At 63.6% G+C, this 20,185-nt stretch carries 20 protein-coding genes and 2 tRNA genes; 11 read left to right on the forward strand and 11 right to left on the reverse strand.

Annotated features, from left to right (window positions below; genetic code table 11):
- Positions 1-113 precede the first annotated feature (113 nt).
- The 5 genes from ABIB57_RS15875 to ABIB57_RS15895 form a co-directional block, all read right to left on the reverse strand.
- Positions 114-803: an outer membrane protein gene (locus ABIB57_RS15875; RefSeq protein WP_354042081.1), complete on the reverse strand. Its 690-nt coding sequence runs from the start codon at positions 801-803 to the stop codon at positions 114-116.
- Positions 804-934: 131 nt separating this feature from the next.
- Positions 935-1,018: transfer RNA gene (locus ABIB57_RS15880), tRNA-Leu, on the reverse strand.
- Positions 1,019-1,083: 65 nt separating this feature from the next.
- Positions 1,084-1,701, reverse strand: a complete 618-nt coding sequence (locus tag ABIB57_RS15885) for a hypothetical protein (RefSeq protein WP_354042082.1) — start codon at positions 1,699-1,701, stop codon at positions 1,084-1,086.
- Positions 1,702-1,775: 74 nt separating this feature from the next.
- Positions 1,776-2,084 carry an AzlD family protein gene (locus tag ABIB57_RS15890; protein WP_354042083.1) on the reverse strand — a complete coding sequence of 103 codons (309 nt, stop codon included), beginning with the start codon at positions 2,082-2,084 and terminating at the stop codon, positions 1,776-1,778.
- On the reverse strand, positions 2,074-2,796 hold the full coding sequence (locus tag ABIB57_RS15895; RefSeq protein ID WP_354042085.1) for an AzlC family ABC transporter permease: 723 nt from the start codon (positions 2,794-2,796) through the stop codon (positions 2,074-2,076). Before ABIB57_RS15895 ends, ABIB57_RS15890 begins: the two co-directional genes overlap by 11 nt.
- 270 nt (positions 2,797-3,066) lie before the next feature.
- Between ABIB57_RS15895 and ABIB57_RS15900 the strand changes: the two genes are divergently transcribed.
- The gene (locus tag ABIB57_RS15900; protein WP_354042086.1) at positions 3,067-4,422 is read left to right on the forward strand and encodes an MATE family efflux transporter; all 1,356 of its coding nucleotides are present in this window, start codon (positions 3,067-3,069) and stop codon (positions 4,420-4,422) included.
- On the opposite strand, the gene aac(3) is transcribed toward ABIB57_RS15900, so the two are convergent.
- The 3 genes from aac(3) to ABIB57_RS15915 form a co-directional block, all read right to left on the reverse strand.
- The gene (aac(3), locus tag ABIB57_RS15905) at positions 4,406-5,185 is read right to left on the reverse strand and encodes an aminoglycoside 3-N-acetyltransferase (RefSeq protein WP_354042087.1); all 780 of its coding nucleotides are present in this window, start codon (positions 5,183-5,185) and stop codon (positions 4,406-4,408) included. The genes ABIB57_RS15900 and aac(3) overlap by 17 nt on opposite strands.
- A 3-nt stretch (positions 5,186-5,188) precedes the next feature.
- Positions 5,189-5,605 (reverse strand): winged helix-turn-helix transcriptional regulator, encoded by a 417-nt coding sequence (locus ABIB57_RS15910; protein ID WP_299725112.1) that lies wholly within the window; start codon positions 5,603-5,605, stop codon positions 5,189-5,191.
- Positions 5,606-5,773: 168 nt separating this feature from the next.
- Positions 5,774-6,343 (reverse strand): DJ-1/PfpI family protein, encoded by a 570-nt coding sequence (locus tag ABIB57_RS15915; protein ID WP_354042088.1) that lies wholly within the window; start codon positions 6,341-6,343, stop codon positions 5,774-5,776.
- Between the two features lie 355 nt (positions 6,344-6,698).
- Between ABIB57_RS15915 and ABIB57_RS15920 the strand changes: the two genes are divergently transcribed.
- A complete protein-coding gene (locus tag ABIB57_RS15920) occupies positions 6,699-7,820 on the forward strand; it encodes a D-alanyl-D-alanine carboxypeptidase family protein (protein ID WP_354042089.1) in 1,122 nt (373 codons plus the stop codon).
- Here the strand turns inward: ABIB57_RS15920 and ABIB57_RS15925 are convergent.
- Both ABIB57_RS15925 and ABIB57_RS15930 read right to left on the reverse strand, forming a co-directional pair.
- A complete protein-coding gene (locus ABIB57_RS15925; protein ID WP_354042091.1) occupies positions 7,810-8,046 on the reverse strand; it encodes a sulfurtransferase TusA family protein in 237 nt (78 codons plus the stop codon). The two genes, ABIB57_RS15920 and ABIB57_RS15925, sit on opposite strands and share 11 nt — an antisense overlap.
- A complete protein-coding gene (locus tag ABIB57_RS15930) occupies positions 8,036-8,524 on the reverse strand; it encodes a CAP domain-containing protein (protein ID WP_354042092.1) in 489 nt (162 codons plus the stop codon). Before ABIB57_RS15930 ends, ABIB57_RS15925 begins: the two co-directional genes overlap by 11 nt.
- Positions 8,525-9,014: 490 nt before the next feature.
- On the opposite strand from ABIB57_RS15930, the gene kdpF reads away from it, so the two are divergent.
- From kdpF to ABIB57_RS15965, 7 genes are all read left to right on the forward strand, one after another.
- On the forward strand, positions 9,015-9,104 hold the full coding sequence (kdpF, locus tag ABIB57_RS15935) for a K(+)-transporting ATPase subunit F (protein WP_299725096.1): 90 nt from the start codon (positions 9,015-9,017) through the stop codon (positions 9,102-9,104).
- Positions 9,105-9,122: 18 nt separating this feature from the next.
- Positions 9,123-10,826 carry a potassium-transporting ATPase subunit KdpA gene (gene kdpA, locus ABIB57_RS15940; protein ID WP_354042094.1) on the forward strand — a complete coding sequence of 568 codons (1,704 nt, stop codon included), beginning with the start codon at positions 9,123-9,125 and terminating at the stop codon, positions 10,824-10,826.
- Positions 10,827-10,909: 83 nt separating this feature from the next.
- Positions 10,910-12,982 (forward strand): potassium-transporting ATPase subunit KdpB, encoded by a 2,073-nt coding sequence (gene kdpB, locus ABIB57_RS15945; RefSeq protein ID WP_354042095.1) that lies wholly within the window; start codon positions 10,910-10,912, stop codon positions 12,980-12,982.
- Between the two features lie 72 nt (positions 12,983-13,054).
- A complete protein-coding gene (gene kdpC, locus ABIB57_RS15950) occupies positions 13,055-13,624 on the forward strand; it encodes a potassium-transporting ATPase subunit KdpC (RefSeq protein ID WP_354042097.1) in 570 nt (189 codons plus the stop codon).
- 64 nt (positions 13,625-13,688) lie between these two features.
- Positions 13,689-16,394, forward strand: coding sequence for a DUF4118 domain-containing protein (locus ABIB57_RS15955; RefSeq protein WP_354042098.1), 2,706 nt, complete (start codon positions 13,689-13,691; stop codon positions 16,392-16,394).
- Complete coding sequence (locus ABIB57_RS15960; protein WP_354042100.1) at positions 16,391-17,119, forward strand: response regulator transcription factor; 729 nt, start codon at positions 16,391-16,393, stop codon at positions 17,117-17,119. The genes ABIB57_RS15955 and ABIB57_RS15960 overlap by 4 nt, the downstream gene beginning before the upstream one ends.
- On the forward strand, positions 17,116-17,601 hold the full coding sequence (locus ABIB57_RS15965) for a PTS sugar transporter subunit IIA (protein WP_354042101.1): 486 nt from the start codon (positions 17,116-17,118) through the stop codon (positions 17,599-17,601). Before ABIB57_RS15960 ends, ABIB57_RS15965 begins: the two co-directional genes overlap by 4 nt.
- A gap of 25 nt (positions 17,602-17,626) precedes the next feature.
- Here the strand turns inward: ABIB57_RS15965 and ABIB57_RS15970 are convergent.
- Positions 17,627-17,703, reverse strand: a tRNA-Arg gene (locus ABIB57_RS15970).
- A 194-nt stretch (positions 17,704-17,897) separates the two neighbouring features.
- On the opposite strand from ABIB57_RS15970, the gene ABIB57_RS15975 reads away from it, so the two are divergent.
- Positions 17,898-18,707 carry a thermonuclease family protein gene (locus ABIB57_RS15975; protein WP_354042102.1) on the forward strand — a complete coding sequence of 270 codons (810 nt, stop codon included), beginning with the start codon at positions 17,898-17,900 and terminating at the stop codon, positions 18,705-18,707.
- A complete protein-coding gene (locus ABIB57_RS15980; RefSeq protein ID WP_354042104.1) occupies positions 18,704-20,182 on the forward strand; it encodes a M48 family metalloprotease in 1,479 nt (492 codons plus the stop codon). Before ABIB57_RS15975 ends, ABIB57_RS15980 begins: the two co-directional genes overlap by 4 nt.
- Positions 20,183-20,185 lie beyond the last annotated feature (3 nt).

The raw sequence follows: 20,185 nt of genomic DNA on the forward strand, positions 1-20,185 counted from the left end.
CCTCGTAGCCAATTGATATCGTTCAATTTTATGGCAATCGGATAGTGCTTTTTCACTTTACTTGGATAAGAGGATTCACTCGCCTACAACAACACTGCCGCCGCAGCTTATTCCTAGAACTTGTAGTTGATGCCGGCGCGGATCAGGCCGAAGCGTTGGGTGGCGTCGATATTGCCGCCGGGCGCGGTGGTGTAGCTCTTGGCCCCGAGATCAACATAGAGATATTCGGCCTTGATGGTGATGTTGTCGGTCGCCGCGGCTTCGAGGCCCGCGCCGATGGTCCAGCCCAGATGGGTATTGGTCTGGGAGGTGACCACATTGGCCGGGTCGGTCAGGCTTACGGTGCTGTTGCCAAAGGCGACGCCGCCGGTGACATAGGGCATGACGCGGTCGAAGGCCATGCCGGCGCGGGCGCGCACGGTGCCAAAGCCGTCGACGCTGGCCTTGAGGGTGCCCGCTGCGCCCAGGTCCTCGCTGTGGCTAATCGATGACCATTGCAGGTCGGCTTCGCCGCCGAGCACGAAGCCACCCATATCGGCATTGTAGCCGGCCTGGGCACCCAAGCCCCAGCCATTGGTGTTGTTCTCGGTGACAACGCCGCCGGCGCTGGGCTCGCGGCTGAGCGTGCCAAAACCGTAGCCGCCGTTCACGCCGGCGTAGAAGCCGGACCACTGGAAGGCGGAAGAGCCGCTATACATGGTGTTGACCGGCGACGAATTGCCATTCCAGCCGAGATCGGCGGCGTGGGCGGTGGCGGTCAGCAGGGCTGTGCTGGTTAGGGCCAGAACGAGTTTGCGCATCATGATTACCTCGGCGTGTACTTCGGCGCCAAAATGCAATGCGAAAATTAACACCGGGGTAACGAACAAGGTTAACGGCGCGCGTTATCGCGCTGGCGCCATCACAAAGTTTTGGTGGAACTATTTGGGTGGAGTGGTGCCCTCCGCCGGACTCGAACCGGCACACCTTGCGATATCTGATTTTGAGTCAGACGCGTCTACCATTCCGCCAGGAGGGCACGAGTGGTTGCATAGCGCAGGCAAAGCCGCGCCGCAACAGGGAGACGACGCAGAATTTATCGCGTCAGACGGGACCGGGCTGATTGTCGAGGCCGCGGCGCTTGCGAATCTCGTCGGGCTCGAAGGGGGCGGCATCGGGGTCGAAATATTGCCAGCCTTCCTGCTCATAGCGGGCTCGGCGCTCGGCGATGTCGACCTGGTTGGAGGCGGCAAAAATGGCCTGCACTTCGCTTTCCCGGTTCTCTTCAGTGCGCACCGATACCACGCTACCGCCGCGACGCACGCCCTCGGCAAACACGTGGGCGTCCTGTTCGTGAATGCCCGAACTGGTGAGGCCGCCGATGACACTGCCGGTGGCCCCGCCCACGGCGGCGCCCGCAACCGCGCCCACGGCGGTGGTGACCAGCCATCCGGCGGCGATGACCGGTCCGATGCCGGGAATGGCGAGGGCACCAAGTCCTGCCAGCAGCCCGCCGGCGCCGCCCAGCAGCGCGCCGATACCGGCGCCGGTGCCCGCGCCTTCGGCGGAAATGCCGTCATCGGCAACGGTCTCGCCAACGGCGTCCTCATAGGTGCTGACCATGAGGGATACATCGTCGCTGCCAAAACGGGCGGCCTCAAGCTCGCGCACGGCCTTGGCGGCGTCGGCATAGTCGTCGAACAATGCGGTAATGGTTTTCATGATGTCGCTCCGCAAACCCAGGACCTAAGAGGTGGGCCTTGTGAGGGGAACGGTCAAGGACAGGTGATGTTCCCTCAGGCGCCCAGCGCCATGCGGAGCAGGAATACCGCGAGGACACCCGTCGCCATGGCGGCGAACAGGTTGCGGGTAATGATGAAGACCAGAGCCGTGGCGGCTGCGGCCAAGGCTTCGGCGGGGCCGCCGGTGGCTATTGCCGGCGCGATCAGCGAGGCCAGCACGGCGCCGGGAATATGGCGCAGCCAGGCAGCGATGAAGCCGGTCTGGGGCAGGCGGTTGGCCAGCAGCAGGCCGCTGGCCTTGATGGCGAAGGTGACCGCCAGCATGCCGGCGATGGCGAGCAAGGCTTCGGGACTAGTGAGCATAGCCGCGCCGCCTTTCCGCAATCGCGCCGGCCAGGCTGCCCGCAATGCCGCCAGCCGGGATGTACCAGCTGCCCGGAATTAGCCGCGCCGAGATGATGGCGACCAGCGCCGCCACCAGCCAGGGCAGCAGATCGGCCTTGCCCTTCCACATGCCGAGCAGCAGCGCGAGGAACGTGGCGGTGAAGGCAAAATCGAGGCCGTATTTGGTGGGGTCGTCGATGGCGGAGCCGATGAGGCGCCCGAACACGGTGGCGACCATCCAGGCGCACCAGACGGTGACGCCGCCGCCGACGAGGAAGGCGATGGAGCCACGGCCCTTGGCCATTTCGCCCACCGTCATGGCCCAGTTTTCGTCGCTGAGCAGCCACATGGCGGCGGCGCTGCGCTGTTCGGTGCCGGGGCGCACCAGTGGCCGCATGGTCGCGGTCAATAGCAGGTAGCGCAGGTTGACGATCAGCGTGGCGAGGATGATCGGGCCGATGGGCAGGGTGGAGGGGGTGGCGGTCCACAGGTCGAGCGCCACAAATTGGGCCGAGCCGGCAAACACCAGGCCGCTCATCAGTACCACTTCAAGGAGGCTCAAGCCCGCCTGCTTGGCCAGCACCCCCCAGACCACGCCATAGGCGGCCACCGAAATGGCGACGGGAATGCAAGCGCGGGCGCCGGCGAAAAAGTGGTCGGGGGTCCAGGCGGGCGCGGCAGGATTTTGCATGGGCTCTGTCTAGCGTCCAGCGTGGCGGCGCGCATCGACAAAGTGTGCCTGGGGCCATGACAAGTGGTGATGCGCGCAATCGGTGGCTGTGATGGGACGCGGTTGACGCTGGCCCGGTCGGGGCGTAGAGAGCCGGTCGTGTTATTTCCAAGCCTTCCGCGCCCGTCCAGCCGGCATTCCGTTTTCGGGGTGTAAACAGGTCCCGGCAGCTATGCTGCATTTGTGGGCCTGTGACGTGACGCGCATTTTTTGAAGTCTTGGAGAGCACGGATGAACCCCGTACCCAAACCGCTCTGGCAGCGGTTTCTTATTTTTCTCGTGCCGTTGATGGCCGCCAATATCCTGCAGTCGCTATCGGGCACGCTCAACAATATCTATATCGGCCAACTGCTGGGCGTGGATGCGCTGGCGGCGGTGTCGGTGTTTTTCCCGATCATGATCTTCCTGATCTCGTTCGTCATCGGGCTCAGCTCCGGAGCGACGGTGCTGATCGGGCAGGCCTGGGGGGCGCACAATGTCGACAAGGTCAAGGAAGTGGCCGGCACGACCTTCACGGCGACTTTTCTGCTGGGGTTGCTGGTGGCGCTGCTCGGCATCTTTTTCACCGCGCCGATGATGCAATTGCTGGGTGCGCCGGCCAATATTTTGGAGCCGGCGACCAGTTATGCGCGAGTGCTGCTGATCGGCATGCCGGGGCTGTTCATCTTCCTGATGGCGACCTCGGTGCTGCGCGGTGTCGGCGATACGGTGACGCCGCTGGTGTCGCTGGTGATTTCGCTGGGCGTTGGGTTGATCGTGACGCCGGCCTTGATCCTGGGCTGGTTCGGGCTGCCGCAGATCGGCATCATGGCGGCCGCGGTGGCGACCATCTCCGGATTTACCCTGGTGCTGGTGTTCCTGTTTTTCTACATGCGGGCGAAAAAGCATCCGCTGGCGCCGGACCGGGTACTGGTGGGGTATCTGCGGATCAATCCGGGCCTGTTCCTGATGGTGCTGCGGCTGGGTATTCCGGCCGGTGTGCAGATGGTGGTGTCGTCGATTTCGGCGATTGTGGTGGTGGGGCTGATCAACCGCTTCGGCTCCGACGCGACGGCCGCCTATGGGGCGGTCAACCAGGTGCTGAGCTATGTGCAGTTTCCGGCGATGTCGATTGCGATCGCGGCCTCGATCTTCGGGGCGCAGGCGATCGGGGCGGGGCAGGTCGACCAGTTACGGGCGATTACTCGCACCGGGCTGGTGATGAACCTGATCATTACCGGGGCGCTGGTGCTGATCTCGTATCTGTTCTCACGACATCTGGTGGCGCTGTTCATCACCGACCCGGCGGTGATCGAGATGACCGAACAGCTGCTGCATATCGTGTTGTGGAGCGTGGTGCTGTTCGGGCTGAGCGCAGTGTTTTCCGGGATCATGCGGGCGTCCGGCACGGTGCTGATGCCGATGGTGTTGTCGCTGGCGTGTATCCTGTGCGTCGAGCTGCCGGGCGCCATCTGGCTGTCGAGCACGAGCCTGGGGCTGCACGGCATCTGGTGGGCTTATGCGGCGAGCTTTTCCACCATGCTGATCCTGCAGGCCAGCTGGTATCAGTTCGTCTGGCGCAAGAAAAAGATCACGGCGTTGATCTGAGCCGGGTTTCCAGCCAGTTCACGGCGAACGCCACGATGGCGGGAGCCGGGACCAGAACCGAGGACGCGGCGCCGATGGTGCCGCGTTTTCCGTTTCCGGTGGCAAGGAAGGACTCCACGATCTCGACGAAATAGTCCTCGGGCAGGCCGTCGGGAGAGTGGGAGGTGTCGAATTCCTCGAACTGGCGCCAGACGGTTTCGCCATTGATCAGCAGCGGGCTTTCGTAGCGGCGGATGCGCTTGTTGGGGAAATCGGCCAGATGCTCGGCATGATGCAGCAGTGTCATGGTGTCTAGCGGCGCACCGATCAGCGTGGTCTTGCCATTGGCAGCGACCAGCTTGCCGAGCGGCGATTGCGGGCCGTAGCCATAATCGAGCGCGTGATCGGCGGTGAACCAGACGGCACGGCCACCCAACGCGGTCATCGAAGCACCGGGATTATCGCTGCGACGGGCGCCGGGCGTAGTACGCAGCAATTCGGGGAAGGCGCCATTGTCGCGGGTGGCGCGGGAAGCCGCCGGGTCGAAAGGCGGGACATGGGCTCGCAGGCTGCGGTCCGGATAATCGCGATCGTCGTAAGCCCAGTCGCAATAGGCCAGCAGTGTTCCGTCCCGGCCGATGACGTCGCCGATGGCTGCGATCAGCGCGTCGGGCCCGCCCAGGATGGGGCCGACCGAGCGCAGGCCGGCATGGGCCAGAACGCTATCGCCGCGCTCGAGGCCTAGCGCGGCGCAGTGTTCGGCGAGGACCTGGCGCGTCCACAAGGCTTAGCCTCGCGCGTAGGCGATCTTGCGCGGAGCTTCGGCGGCGACGGCGGTTTGGCGGTCGTCGTAAATGCTGCGGGCGTCGATGATTGAGCCATGGTGTTCGGCCGACCAGTCCCAGAGCGAATTGATCGGGCCGGTCAGGGTCTTGCCCAGCTCGGTCAGGCCGTATTCCACGCGGGGCGGCACTTCGGGATAGATGGTGCGGGTAACCAGGCCATCGCGTTCCAGATTGCGCAGCGTCAGCGTCAGCATGCGCTGGGAAACGCCGTTGATCGAGCGCTTGAGTTCGTTGAAGCGGATGGTGCCGCTGCGCGACAGGATGCCCACCACCATGACGCTCCATTTGTCGCCGATGCGGTTGAGCACATCGGACATGGCCGTACAGTTGGAAGCCTGGGCAGTGTCTTTGAGGGACATTATCGATGCCTTGGGTTCAAGAGTTTCTTGAACCCCAATATAGTGATGGTTCCTATTCGTGCCTAGGGGGCAAATATGTTCTTTGGTAAGGCATTCCCGTGCGGACGATCCATCCTGAGCTTGGAGGCCGGAAGCAGGGCGGGTGTCCGCACGGGAATGATGGGGTTCCTAGGCCGCCCGATGCTCGGCGGCGTGCAGGCCGACATAGAATTTGAGGTTATCGTCATTGAGGCCAAGCGTTTGCATGACGCCGGCCATGAAGCTGACGGGCGCGGTTCCGGGCGCGGTGACGATTTTGCCGTCAACGACCGCCCTGGGCTGGTCCTCGTAGTGGCTGGCGCCCGCATAGCCGGTCGGGGTCAGGTTGTCGGCGGAATTGCTGGTGTGGTTCACGGTGTCGAGCACGCCCGAGCGCGCCAGCGCCAGCGTGCCGTCGCAGATGCCGCCAACGGTCTTGCCGGCATCGCGCGTGCGGCGCAGCAGGTCGGACAGGTCGGGGGCGCCCGGTTTGGCCCAGGCGTCGCCGCCACAGATGATCAAGGCATCGAGCTGGGCCGGGTCGATATCGGCGATGGCAAGGTCGGGCGTGACCCGCATGCCGCCGGCGGAGGTTACCTGCTGCCCGCCCTCGGTCGCGAAGTGGGTATCGATCTTGTAATAGCTGTGGGACGCGGCGTTCAGCAGGGCGGTTTCCCAATCGGCAAAGCCGGGCGTGAGGATGGTGACGATCTTGGTCATGACGGCGCTCCTGTTTGCTTGTTGACCTCTGGGATAAACGCGCCGGCCGCCAAATCGTGTCAGCAGGGTTCAAAACCCTGTCAGCGTCGGGCTGCCGCATTGAGATCGGCGCCCGCCGCTGCTAAGAGGCTGTTCGTAAATTCTACTCTGGCGGCCATCCGCCGGGCTTTTGTGCGCTTCCGGTGCTCACGTACAAAACGTACGCTGCGCTCCGGGTCTCGAAAATCCCAGCAGCTGACTCACCAGAGTGAATTTCCAAATAGCCTCTAGAGACGCCCGATTTCTGCGATTGTTCCGGAGCCTGATCCTCGTGCAGCTTGCCCGACAGCTTTGTGTTTTTGCCCTTGCGGTGTTTGTGTCTCTTTCCTCCATGCTCGGGCTGGCGCGCGCCAATCCGACGCTGCTGGTGGATATGGACACGCTCGAAGTGCTCTATGCCGACGATGCGGGCCTGCCCTGGCATCCGGCATCGCTGACCAAGCTGATGACCGCCTATGTGGCCTTTGAGGAGATCGCCAAGGGGACGATCACGCTGGATACTCCGGTTGTGCTGTCGCGCCATGCCATCAACCAGGCGCCCAGCAAGTCAGGCCTGCCGGTCGATAGCGCGATGACCATGAAGGACGCGCTCTATGTGATGCTGGTCAAGTCGGCCAACGATGTCGCCATGGCGATTGCCGAGACGGTGGGGGGCAGCGAGGCCGGGTTTGTCGCCAAGATGAACGACGCGGCCGCGCGCATGGGGCTGACGGCGACCCATTTCGCCAATCCCAACGGGCTGGACGATCCCGAACAGCGCATGTCGGCGCGGGACCTCGCGGTGCTGGCGCTTTATATCCGCCAGACTTATCCGCAATACGATCCGATCTTTCGCACCCAGGCGGTGCAATTGGGCGGCAAGGTGCTGGAGTCCGAGAATAAGCTTTTGACCAGCTTTGCCGGCACGACCGGCATGAAGACCGGTTTCGTGTGCGCATCGGGGCTCAATATGGTTGCCACCATCGAGCGCAATGGTCGCCGGCTGCTGGCAGTCGTGCTGGGTGCGTCGTCGGGCCGTGACCGCAATGAGCGGACGGCCGAACTGGCGCTGCGCGGTTTTTCGGGTTCCGCAGCGGGGACCGGGCAATCGGTACTGGGTCTGGTCAACAGCCCCAATGTTGCCCCGGTCAATATGCGCGCGCAGATCTGCGGCAAGGAGGCAGCGGTCTACGTCAAGGCGCAGGAAGCCGCCTTCCCAATGGGAATGAAGGGGCAGCCGAGCTACCTCAACGATGTGATCGCGGCCAATTCCTATCAGGCCACCAATCTGGGCCGGGTGCGGGCTGGTGTTCTGCTGCCACGGCCACGGCCGCCGCATACGACGATCTTTCCGGTGGCCGTCGCCGAACAGTTGGGTGTGACCGCGGATTTGCGGCCAAGCGTGTCAGCGGATGGCAGCGTGCCATTCCCGCGGCCGCGGCCAAATTTCACGAACTAGGCTGCTTGACGATGTCGAAGCGCATGACCTCGCCATCCTGCGTCATGGCGCAGTCATGGCCGTTTTGGCGGCAATAGAGCGGGATATCGATCCGGGCAATCGGGTCCGTGGCCAGCACCACGAGGGTGGCGCCGGCTTCTAGTGTCTCAAGGCGTTTTTCCATCTTGAGGACCGGCAGCGGGCATTTGAGCCCGCGTGCGTCGACCAGGTCCGGCTCAATTGCCAAGGACGAGCACCCAGTAAACGCCGTAGCTGCTGTCGGCGTTGAAGGCGGCGGCGACGCCGGCCTTGGTGGCGTTGGCGGTCATGCCCGCAGCATCGGCGGGATTGTTGCGCCAGCCCGAAAAGGTCTCGGCAAAGGTGGCGTAGCCGGCGCTCAGCTTCATGGTGACGCCGCCGGGAGTCTTGGGGGCAACGCCGGTCGAGGCATATTGGTTGACCAGCGCCTGAGCCGTGCCGTCGAGGCCGCTATCGGGCGCCAGAGCCGGCAGGCCCTGGGTGGCGCGGTAAGCATTGACCATGCCGACGGCCTGGGCGCGATCGAGCGAGGTATTGGGCTGATCCATGCGTGCCGACAGACCCGACGCCAGCGCCATGCTGGTGTTGCCGCCACTGCCGCCCATGCTGCAGGCGGCCAACGTCGTGGCGAGAGCAATGGCCAGGACTGGCGCGACGGCTGATCTGGAAAACGACAAAACGGACACTGGCAAATCCTTGCACTGACATAAGGGGCAGGGGGCGGCCTAGACGCTGATCGAACGCGATCCCAAGTTTAGGAAAGAACGTTCAAAGTCTAAATATTTCGACAATTTCGCTAAATTGCCGGGCTCCCGAGGGATGTGACTAACCGTCTCACTGCGGCGGTTCGATGACGTGTCAGTCGAATGTGCGCGCCACGTTGCCGATCGGGGGGGCGTCATCGGACGTCCCGTCGTGACGATTTCATATATGAAATTCCTATAAAGCAGGCCGTAGCCCCGTCTCGAATTCCTATGCGGTTCGGGTCCAATCTCCACTCGAAATCGAGGCTTCGACCATCGCTGTCCCACCGGCAGCGGGGCAGTGCCGCGTCTGCGACGCAACAAGGAGACACACGGTCATGGACATCATCGTTTTGGGCATAGGGCTGGCATTTTTCGCGCTGGCCCTGGCCTACACCAAAGCCTGCGACAGGCTGTAACGGGGAGAGTGAGCATGCTTGTCGATTACATTCTGGGTGGCGGCGTGACGGTGTTCCTGCTGGCCTACCTGGTCTACGCCCTCGTTCGACCTGAGCGCTTCTGAGCGCCGAAAGACACAATCATGACCCTGATCGGATGGATTCAGATTGCCGTGTTCTGCGGCATCATCATCTTGCTCGTCAAACCGCTGGGCGGCTACATGACGCGCGTTTATAACGGCGACCGCACCTGGCTGTCGCCGGTGATCGGCCCCATCGAGCGGTTGCTCTACCGCGTGAGCGGAACCAGCGAAAAAGAGGAACAGCACTGGACCACCTACGCAATGGCGATGGTGTTGTTCAATCTTGCTGGATTTCTTGTGCTCTACGGCTTGCAGCGCTTCCAGGGCGCCTTACCGCTCAATCCGGCCGGCATGGGGGCAGTGAGCCCCGAGCTCGCCTTCAACACCGCCGCCAGCTTCGTCACCAATACCAACTGGCAGAACTACGGTGGCGAGGCCACCATGAGCTATCTGACCCAGATGGCAGGTCTGACGGTACAGAACTTCGTTTCGGCGGCGACCGGCATGGCCGTCGCGCTGGCGGTGATCCGCGGTTTCTCGCGCAAGTCGGTGAGTTCACTGGGCAATTTCTGGGTCGATATGACCCGGTCGACCTTTTACATCCTGCTGCCGCTCTGCGTGGTTTTGACGCTGGTCTATGTGTATCTCGGCGTGCCGCAGACGCTGGGCGCCTATGTCAACGCGACGACGCTTGAAGGCGCCCAGCAGACTATCGCGGTTGGGCCGGTGGCTTCGCAACTGGCGATCAAGATGCTGGGCACCAATGGCGGCGGCTTCTTCAATGCCAATTCGGCTCATCCGTTCGAAAATCCGGGCGCATTGTCGAACCTGATCCAGATGGTGTCGATCTTCGCCATCGGCGCGGCTTTGACCAATGTGTTCGGCCGCATGGTGGGCAATCAGAAACAGGGCTGGGCGATCCTGGCTACGATGGGCGTGCTGTTCATTGCCGGCGTGGCGGTTTGCTATTGGGCTGAAGCCGCGGGCAATCCGCTACTGCATGCGCTTGGTCTCGAGGGCGGCAACATGGAGGGCAAGGAAGTCCGGTTCGGCATTCCGCTGTCGGCGCTGTTCGCGGTCATCACCACGGCGGCCTCATGCGGGGCGGTCAATGCCATGCATGACAGCTTCATGGCGCTTGGCGGCATGATCCCGCTGATCAACATGATGCTGGGCGAAATCATCATCGGCGGCGTTGGCGCGGGCTTTTACGGCATCATCCTGTTTGTCGTGATCGCCATTTTCGTGGCGGGCCTGATGGTGGGTCGGACGCCCGAATATCTGGGCAAGAAGATCGAGGCCAAGGAGGTCAAGATGGCGATGCTCGCCGTCCTCTGCCTGCCCTTGGCGATGCTCGGCTTTACGGCGTTGGCAACAGTGCTGCCGGCTGGCGCCTCCTCGATCTGGAATCCCGGGCCGCACGGCTTCTCGGAAATTCTCTACGCCTATACGTCCGCCACGGCCAATAATGGCTCGGCCTTTGGCGGGCTGTCCGGCAATACGGGCTGGTACAATATCACCATCGGCATCGCCATGCTGATGGGGCGGTTCCTCGTCATCATCCCGGCCTTGGCCATTGCGGGGTCCCTCGCGGCCAAGAAGACCGTACCCGCATCGGGTGGCACGCTGCCCACCGATGGCACGCTGTTCGTCGGGCTGCTGCTGGGCATCATCATCGTCGTGGGCGGGCTGACATTCTTTCCGGCGCTGGCGCTCGGGCCGATCGTCGAGCACCTCGCCATGCTGGCGGGTCAGACCTTCTAGGCCGGGTCCGTCGCTGCCCCCTGTCCCAATTGTTCGCGGCGATCCGAGAGATCGCGTCGCAGTCATCCATGCTGGAGTTATCCATGAGCCAGTCCAAATCAACGAGTATTCTGGACCCTCGCATTCTCGTCCCTGCCCTGGGCGGTGCCTTCACCAAGCTCGATCCGCGCACGCTGATCAAAAGTCCGGTGATGTTCGTCGTCGCCGTGGTGTCAGCGCTGACCACGGTTCTGCTGATCAAGGATTTGGCGACGGGAGGCGGTAACCTCGCCTTTTCGCTGCAGCTCGTGATCTGGCTGTGGTTCACCGTGCTGTTCGCCAATTTCGCGGAGGCCGTGGCCGAGGGGCGCGGCAAGGCGCAGGCGGAGTCCTTGCGCCGGACCCGCACCGAGACCGAAGCCAAGCTGCTGTCGGGGGATGATCGCACCAAGTTCCGGCTGGTGGCGGGCAATAGCCTGAAGGTCGGCGATGTCGTTATCGTGGGGGCCGGCGATATCATTCCGTCCGACGGTGAAGTCATCGAAGGGGTGGCGTCGGTCAACGAGGCGGCCATTACCGGGGAGTCCGCACCGGTGATCCGTGAATCGGGCGGCGACCGTTCGGCGGTGACGGGGGGCACGCAGGTGCTGTCCGACTGGATCAAGGTGCGCATCACCGCGGCGGCGGGTTCGACCTTCATCGACCGGATGATCGCGCTGGTCGAAGGCGCCGAACGGCAGAAAACGCCCAACGAGATCGCGCTCAATATCCTGCTGGCCGGTCTCACTCTGGTTTTCGTGCTGGCGGTGGTGACCATTCCGTTCTTTGCCAGCTATGCGGGCGGTGCGGTGCCGGTGATCGTGCTGGTGGCGTTGTTCGTGACGCTGATCCCCACGACGATCGGCGCGCTGCTATCGTCCATCGGCATTGCGGGCATGGATCGGCTGGTCCGTTTCAACGTGCTGGCCATGTCGGGCCGTGCGGTTGAGGCCGCCGGTGACGTCGATACGCTGCTGCTCGACAAGACCGGCACGATCACGCTGGGCAATCGGCAGGCGAGCGAGTTCCACCCCGTCCAGGGCGTGACCGAGCAGGAACTGGCCGATGCCGCCCAACTCGCGTCGCTGGCCGACGAGACGCCTGAGGGGCGGTCTATCGTGGTGCTGGCCAAGGAGAAATATGGCATTCGCGAGCGGGATATGGCGAGCCTGCATGCGACGTTCGTGCCCTTTACCGCGCAGACGCGGATGAGCGGCGTGGACCTCGACGGGTCGTCGATCCGCAAGGGCGCGGTCGACGCGGTGCTGGCTTATGTCAGCCTGTCCACCTCCGCCGGTGCCAGCCCAAAAGCCTCGAGCCAGACCATTGCCGACCTGCAGGCCATAGCCGACCAGATCGCCAAATCGGGCGGCACGCCGCTGGCGGTGGTGCGCGACGGCAAGCTGCTGGGCGTCGTCCACCTCAAGGACATCGTCAAGGGCGGCATCAAGGAGCGCTTCGCCGAACTGCGCCGCATGGGCATCCGTACGGTGATGATCACTGGCGACAATCCGATGACCGCGGCGGCGATCGCGGCCGAGGCGGGGGTGGACGATTTCCTGGCGCAGGCGACGCCGGAGAACAAGCTGGCGCTGATCCGCGAGGAACAGGCCAAGGGCAAGCTCGTGGCCATGTGCGGCGACGGCACCAATGATGCGCCAGCCCTGGCGCAGGCCGACGTGGGAGTGGCGATGAATACCGGCACGGTGGCGGCGCGTGAAGCGGGCAATATGGTCGATCTCGATAGCGATCCGACCAAGCTCATCGAAGTCGTCGGCATCGGCAAGCAGTTGCTGATGACGCGCGGCGCCCTGACCACGTTCTCGATCGCCAACGATATCGCCAAGTATTTCGCCATCATCCCGGCGATGTTCCTGGCTTTCTATCCGCAATTGTCCGGCCTCAATGTGATGGGGCTGCACAGCCCGCAAAGCGCGATCCTGTCGGCGATCATCTTCAATGCGCTGATTATCGTGGCGCTGATTCCGCTGTCGCTGCGCGGCGTCAAATATCGCCCGGTCGGGGCGGGGGCGCTGCTCGGCCGGAACCTGCTGATCTACGGGCTCGGCGGCGTCATCGTGCCCTTCATCGCCATCAAGGCAATCGATCTGACCATCACTTCGATCGGGCTCATCTAGCGATGAGGTCGACCACCACACCACGCAACGCTCCGGCTCGCAACGTGCGACCACCATTTCGGGACAATTCCGATGCTTAAGCAAATCCGGCCTGCGATCTTCATGATCGTCATCCTGACCATCATTACGGGCCTTATCTATCCCTTGGGCATGACGGGTCTCGCCCAGGCCATCTTTCCGCACCAGGCCCAAGGCAGCCTGATCGAACAAGACGGGAGGGTGATCGGCTCCGCACTGATCGGGCAGGCGTTTGCCCAGCCGCAATATTTCCACGGCCGGCCATCGGCGGCGGGTGATGGGTACAACGCGGCTGCCTCGAGCGGCTCCAATCTGGGGCCGACCAGCAAGGTGTTGATCGAGCGCGTCACCACCGATGTGGCGGCGCTCAAGGCCGAGAACCCCGATGGGACGATCCCGATCGACTTGGTGACCACGTCAGCCAGCGGACTTGATCCGCATATCTCGCCGGAGGCCGCCGATTTCCAGGTCAAGCGCGTCGCCCAAGCCCGTGGCGTGGATGAGGCCACGATCCAAACGCTGGTGGATCAGCACGTCGAGAGCCCGGTGCTGGGCTTCATGGGCGAGCCCGTGGTCAATGTACTCGAATTGAACCTGGCTCTCGATAGCGCCGCGCGCAAGTGACACTATGAGGTCCGGACGCCGTTCGCGGCGCCCGGACCTGGACGACCAAGCAGAGAACAGGCCAATGCTCGACGACAACCGCAATTCTGACGGAAGGCCATCTCCCGACGCCTTGCTGGAAGGCGCCGAACAGGAAACCCGCGGGCGCTTCAAGATTTTCCTGGGTGCGGCGCCCGGTGTCGGCAAGACCTATGAGATGCTGATGTCGGGGCGGGCCAAGCTGGCGGATGGGGTCGACGCCGTCATTGGGGTGGTGGAAACGCACGGTCGTAAGGAGACCGAAGCGCTGGTGACGGGCTTCGAAATCGTGCCGCGCGCCAGCGTGGACTATCGCGGCCAGAGCCTCGACGAGATGGACATTGACGCCATCCTGGCGCGCCGTCCCAGCCTGGTCTTGGTGGATGAGCTGGCGCACACCAATGCGCCGGGGAGCCGCCATACCAAGCGCTATCTCGACGTCGAGGAAATCCTCGCCGCGGGTATCGACGTTTATACCACGCTCAATATCCAGCATGTGGAAAGCCTCAACGACGTGGTGGCCCAGATTACCGGCATTCGTGTGCGCGAAACGGTGCCCGATTCCATCGTCGACCGGGCTGACGACATCGAGATCATCGACGTCACGCCGCAGGACCTGATCAAGCGGCTGCAGGACGGCAAAGTCTATCTGCCCACCACGGCCCAGCGTGCGGTCGAGAACTATTTCTCGCCCGGCAATCTGACGGCGCTGCGCGAGCTGGCACTGCGCCGCACCGCCCAGAGGGTGGATGATCAACTGCTGACCCATATGCGTTCGCACGCCATTCCGGGGCCATGGGGCGCCGGGGAGCGGGTGGTGGTGTGCATTGATGAGCATCCGCGTGCACCCTCGCTGGTGCGTTACGCGCGGCGGCAGGCTGAGCGGCTGCGGGCGCCGTGGCTGGCGCTGCATGTCGAGACGGCGCGCATTACCACGATGTCGGAGGAGGACAAGGATCGGCTGGCCGCTACCCTGCGGCTGGCCGAACAGCTGGGCGGCGAGGCGATCACCCTGCCGGGGCAGGATGTGGCGACGGAGATCGTGCGCTATGCCAATGCCAACAATGTCACCCACATCATCATCGGCAAACCGCGCAAGCCGCGATGGCGGGAGTATTTCGAAGGCTCGGTCTCGCACGAATTGATCCGACTGGCCGGCGACATCAGCGTGCACGTGATTGCGGGGAGCGATCAGGACCAGGTGGCCAAGCCGCGCGGTGTGGTGCTCGCTGAGCCGCGGCGCTATCAGGTCAAGGCGTATTTGTTCAGTGTCGCCTGCGTGGGTGTGGCGCTGGGGTTCGGGCTGTTGCTCAATCGCGGGCTCAATGTCACCAATGTTGCGCCGGCATTCCTGATGGCGGTGCTGGCCTCGGCCATTTTGGGGGGGCTGCGCCCAGCTCTCCTGGCTTCGGTACTCGGTGCGCTGGCGTTCAATTTCTTTTTCCTGGCGCCGCTCTACACGCTCAATGTCAGCGATCCCGAAAGCGTCATCGCGCTGGGATTTTTCTTCGGCGTTGCGGTGGTGGCCAGCAATCTGGCGTCGCGGGTGCAAAGGCAGGCCTCGGCCGCTCGCCAGCGCGCCAGGACGACGGAAGATCTCTATCTGTTCAGCAAGAAGCTGGCCGGTACGGGCACGCTGGACGACGTGCTGTGGGCGACGGCCTTCCAGATCGCCTCGATGTTGAAGCTGCGCGTCGTGCTGCTGCTGCCCGAAGGGGGCAAGCTCAGCGTCAAAGCGGGGTATCCGCCCGACGATAGCCTGGTCGATGCCGATATCGCGGCGGCCAACTGGGCCTGGGACAACAATCATCCGGCGGGCCGCGGGGCCGATACCCTGCCGGGTGCCAAGCGGCTTTATCTGCCGCTGCGCACTGGTCGCAGTCCTGTAGGGGTGGTCGGTCTCGACAATGACAAGCAGGGACCGCTGCTGACGCCCGAGCAGCAGCGACTGCTGGATGCGCTGATCGATCAGGCGGCGCTCGCCATCGAGCGCATTCAACTGGTCGCCGATGTGGACCGGGCCAAGCTGGCTGCCGAGGCGGACCGGCTGCGCTCGGCACTGCTGACCTCGATCTCGCACGACCTCAAGACGCCTCTGGCGGCAATCATGGGTGCCGCGGGCACATTACGCGATTACGACACATCGATTCCGGAGACGGACCGTGCTGAGCTGTTGACCTCGGTGATAGACGAATCCGAGCGCCTCAACCGCTTCATTGCCAACTTGCTGGATATGACGCGGCTGGAATCGGGCGCCATGGCGCCGAATTTTGCGCTGCACTTTGTCGGCGATATCGTGGGGACCGCCTTGCGCCGCGCCGCCAAGATTACTGAGGAGCATCACGTTCGGGTCGAGCTGCGGCCCGACCTGCCGATGCTGCGGCTCGATCCGGTGCTGTTCGAGCAGGTGCTGTTCAACCTGCTGGACAATGCCGCGAAATACGCCCCGGCCGGTTCGGCCATCCAGATCGTGGGCTGGACCGATAATGGCTCGGCCGTGCTGCAAATCATCGACGAGGGGCCAGGAATTCCGCCGGACGACCTCGACCGCATCTTCAACAGCTTCTATCGGGTGCGCAAAGCCGATCATATCCGGGCAGGGACCGGGCTGGGGCTTTCGATCTGCCGGGGTTTTGTCGAGGCCATGGGTGGCACCATCGTGGCCTCCAACCGGACCGACCGATCGGGCGCCATTTTCACCATCAGGCTGCCGGTCCCGACCGACACGCGCAAACTGGAAGAACTGCCATGACGTCATCCTCGATAAAGATTCTGGTCGTGGACGACGAGCCCCCGATCCGCAAGCTGCTGCGGGTCGGGCTGGGCACCGAAGGCTACACGATCCTCGAAGCCGGAAGCGGCCGGCAGGCCAATGAGCTGCTCGCGCAGACCCGGCCCGATCTGATCCTGCTCGATCTCGGCCTGCCCGACATCCAGGGACACGACCTGCTGGCCAAATGGCGCAATGAGCTGTTCGACCTGCCGATCCTGATCCTGTCGAGCCGGACCGACGAGGCGGGCATCGTCAAGGCGCTGGAGCTGGGGGCCGATGATTATGTCACCAAGCCTTTCGGCACCAAGGAGCTGGTGGCGCGCATCCGGGTGGCCCTGCGCCACCGGCTGCAGCAGCAGGGCGAGCGGGCCCTGTTCCAGGCCGGGGAGCTCAGCGTCGATCTCGTCAAGCGCATCGTGCGGGTGGCGGGCAAGGAGGTGAAGCTATCGCCCAAGGAGTACGATATCCTGCGCATCCTGGTGCAGCATGCCGGCAAGGTCCTGACTCACCAGCACCTCTTGAACCAGGTCTGGAGCGGGTCGACCGACGTGCAATATCTGCGCGTCTATGTGCGCCAGCTCCGCCAGAAGATCGAACAGACCCCCGATCAGCCGCAGTATATCATGACCGAAACGGGGGTGGGCTACCGGCTTCGGGAAGCCGACGAGGTTCCGGCGCCGCACGCGCCGGATGGTGCGTTGTGAGCGAGGCACCGAGCATGCCGATTTCCGAATTCCTCGTGCCGGAGCACGTGCTGGTCGATCTCGCCGCGCCGTCCAAGCAGAGCGTTCTCGAGGCGCTTGCCACCAAAGCGGCGGCGTGGTCCGGGGTTGGGGCCCAGCCTATTTTCACCGCGCTCAGCAATCGCGAGCAGTTGGGATCGACCGGCGTGGGACAGGGGATTGCCATTCCGCATGCCACGGTTGCGGGTCTCGCGGCGCCCCTCGGGCTATTGGCGCGGCTGGCACGGCCCGTCGATTTCGATGCCATCGATGAGGGCAAGGTCGATATCGTCTTCGTGCTGTTGATCCCGGCGACAGATCGCGCAGCCGCGCTGAAACTGCTGTCGACTGCGGCGCGCATCCTGCGTTCGGAAGAAACCCGAGCGCTCATTCGGGCGGCGCCTGATGCGGGAGCGCTCTACGAGGCCATCAGCGAGGCTTATGACACTCAGTTCCCGGGCTAAGTCCTGCCCTGGCGAAAAGTGGTGGTGGTGACCCCGATGAGATTCGAACTCATGACCTTAGGATTAGGAATCCTACGCTCTATCCAACTGAGCTACGGGACCACAACAGCTGGATAGCAAAACTTGGGCGCAGTTCAAACCAGAACTTCGCGCTGGGTTGCGAGGCGGAGCGGCAAAGGGGCAACAGATGGGGACAAACACCCAGGGGCGCTGTTTGGGGCGGCCCATTGTCAACTCGTTAATCCCTTTTTGCCTTATTTGGGTGCATGGTGAACGAATTATTTTTCGGGGCTCCATTGGTCAGGTCCAGCATCGTTCGGTTGGCTGCGCTCGCGGCGCTGTCGTCGGTTTCGGCGGCCGCGCTGGCATGCGAGGACCTGCGCTTCGCGCCGGGCGGCGTCGTCGTGCAGGTGACGGACGGCGATACGGTGGTGCTCGACACCGGTCTTGTGGTGCGCATGATCGGCACGCAGGCGCCCAAATTGCCGCTCGGACGCGAGGGTTTTCCAACCTGGCCAAAGGCCGGGGAAGCCAAGGCGGCGCTCGAGGCCATGGTTCTCAACAAAACCGTCCGTCTGGGCTATGGCGGCGAGGAAGTCGATCGCTACGAACGGGCGCTGGCGCATGTGTTCGTGGAAGCGCCTGGGGGCGAAATCTGGGCGCAGCAGCAGATGGTCGCGCAGGGCATGGCGCGGGTCTATTCGTTTCCCGACAATCGTGCATGTCTCGATCAATTATACGCCGCCGAAGGACGGGCGCGCATGGCCGGGCTTGGCATCTGGAGCGATCCCTATTACAGCGTGCGGGCAGCAGACAAGCCAGCCGATTTGCTCGCACTTGCCGGTCATTACGAGCTGGTCGAAGGGCGAGTGCTGCTGGCGGACCAGGCTGGCGGGCGGCTCTATCTTAATTTCGGCCGGTTCTGGAAAGAGGACTTCACCACGGTGATCGGAGCGCCAGCATTGCGGCTGTTTGTGGCGGCGGGTATCGATCCCATGGGGCTCGAAGGCGCACTCGTGCGAATCAGGGGGTGGGTGGATGACCGGGATGGTCCACGCATCGAAATCACCCATCCCGAACAGATCGAGGTTTTGGCCACACGATGAACCTTCTGGGTGGCATTGCTATTGGGGTGCGCAATTCGGTGCTGGCGGTCTCGCTGCTGGCGCTGAGCGGCTGCACGACCCTGACCAGCACCGGCGGAATTGCGGTAACGCAGACCGGCGATAATCCGGCACCCACAGTGGTGCCCGAAGGCACCGATCCTGACGACGTGGTCATCGGGCGGCGCGAGCATCCGCGCATCATCGCGGCCTATGGGGGGGTCTATTCGGACCGTCCGGCCGAAATCATGGTGGCGCGCATCGTCGGGCGGCTGCTGGCGGCGGCGGACCAGCCCAATGCACAGTTCCAGGTGACCATCCTGGACAGTGCCGAGGTCAACGCCTTTGCGTTGCCGGGCGGCTATATCTATGTGACGCGCGGTATCCTGGCGCTGGCGTCGGACACCAGCGAGCTGGCGGCAGTGCTGGCGCACGAAATCTCGCACGTGACCCTGCGCCATGCGCGGGCGCGCACCAATAGGACGCGCACCACCGAGATCGTCGATCGGGTGATCAGCGGTGTGTTCGGCGGCGAGGCCGGGGCAGACCAGGCGGCTGACCGCTCCAAGCAGTCGCTGGCCGCCTTCAGCCAGAACCAGGAGCTTGAGGCCGACCGCGAAGGCATCAAATATGCCGGCAAGGCGGGCTACGATCCGCAGGCGGCGGCGCGGTTCCTGGGGGTGATGAGCCGCTTCGCCACCTTCTCGGCGGGGCAGAACCAGGGCGAGGGCTTTTTGTCCTCGCATCCCTCGACGCCGGACCGGATCCAAAAAGCCGTCCAGGTGGCGACGCAGATGTTCGGCGCCACGGTCGGCGAAGTGGACCGCGAGGGCTATCTGGCCAGCGTCGCTGGCCTGACCTTTGGCGATAGCGTCTCGCAGGGCTCGATCGTCGGGCGGCGGTTTATCCATAGTGCCAGCAAGTATACGTTCTCCGTGCCGCAGGGGTATACCTTGCAGAATTCGCAGAACGCGGTGGTTGGCGTCGCAGGCGATGGCGAGGCGGTGCGTTTCGACAGCGCCGAAGTCGGCGCCAATGTGGGACTGGCTGACTACCTGAAATCGGGCTGGATCGCCGGGCTCAAGGCCGACAGCGTGACGACGCAGAGCTTTAACGGCGTCGACATGGCGTCGGGCATTGCGCAGACCGATCAGTGGTTCTTCCGCGTCTCGGTGATGCGATTGGATGGGCAGGTCTATCGGTTCATCTTTGCCGCCAAGGCGGACAGCGCGCGGTTTGCCCAGGGTGCCGAGGCGACGCTCAAGAGCTTCCGGCGGACCGATGCGACCGATCTGGCGCAGATCCGCAAGGTGGGGATCAGAATAGTGGTGGCGCGGGCCGGCGACAGTGCCGATTCGCTGGCCAAGCAGATGGCCGGGCTCAATCGCGGCACCGAGCTGTTCTACATCATCAACGATCTGTTCCCTGGCGATCCGATCGTGCCGGGGCAGAAGTACAAGGTGGTGGCGCTGCAATAGCGC

Origin of the sequence: Devosia sp. UYZn731, assembly GCF_040546795.1 — a bacterium.
Classification (GTDB): Bacteria; Pseudomonadota; Alphaproteobacteria; order Rhizobiales; family Devosiaceae; genus Devosia.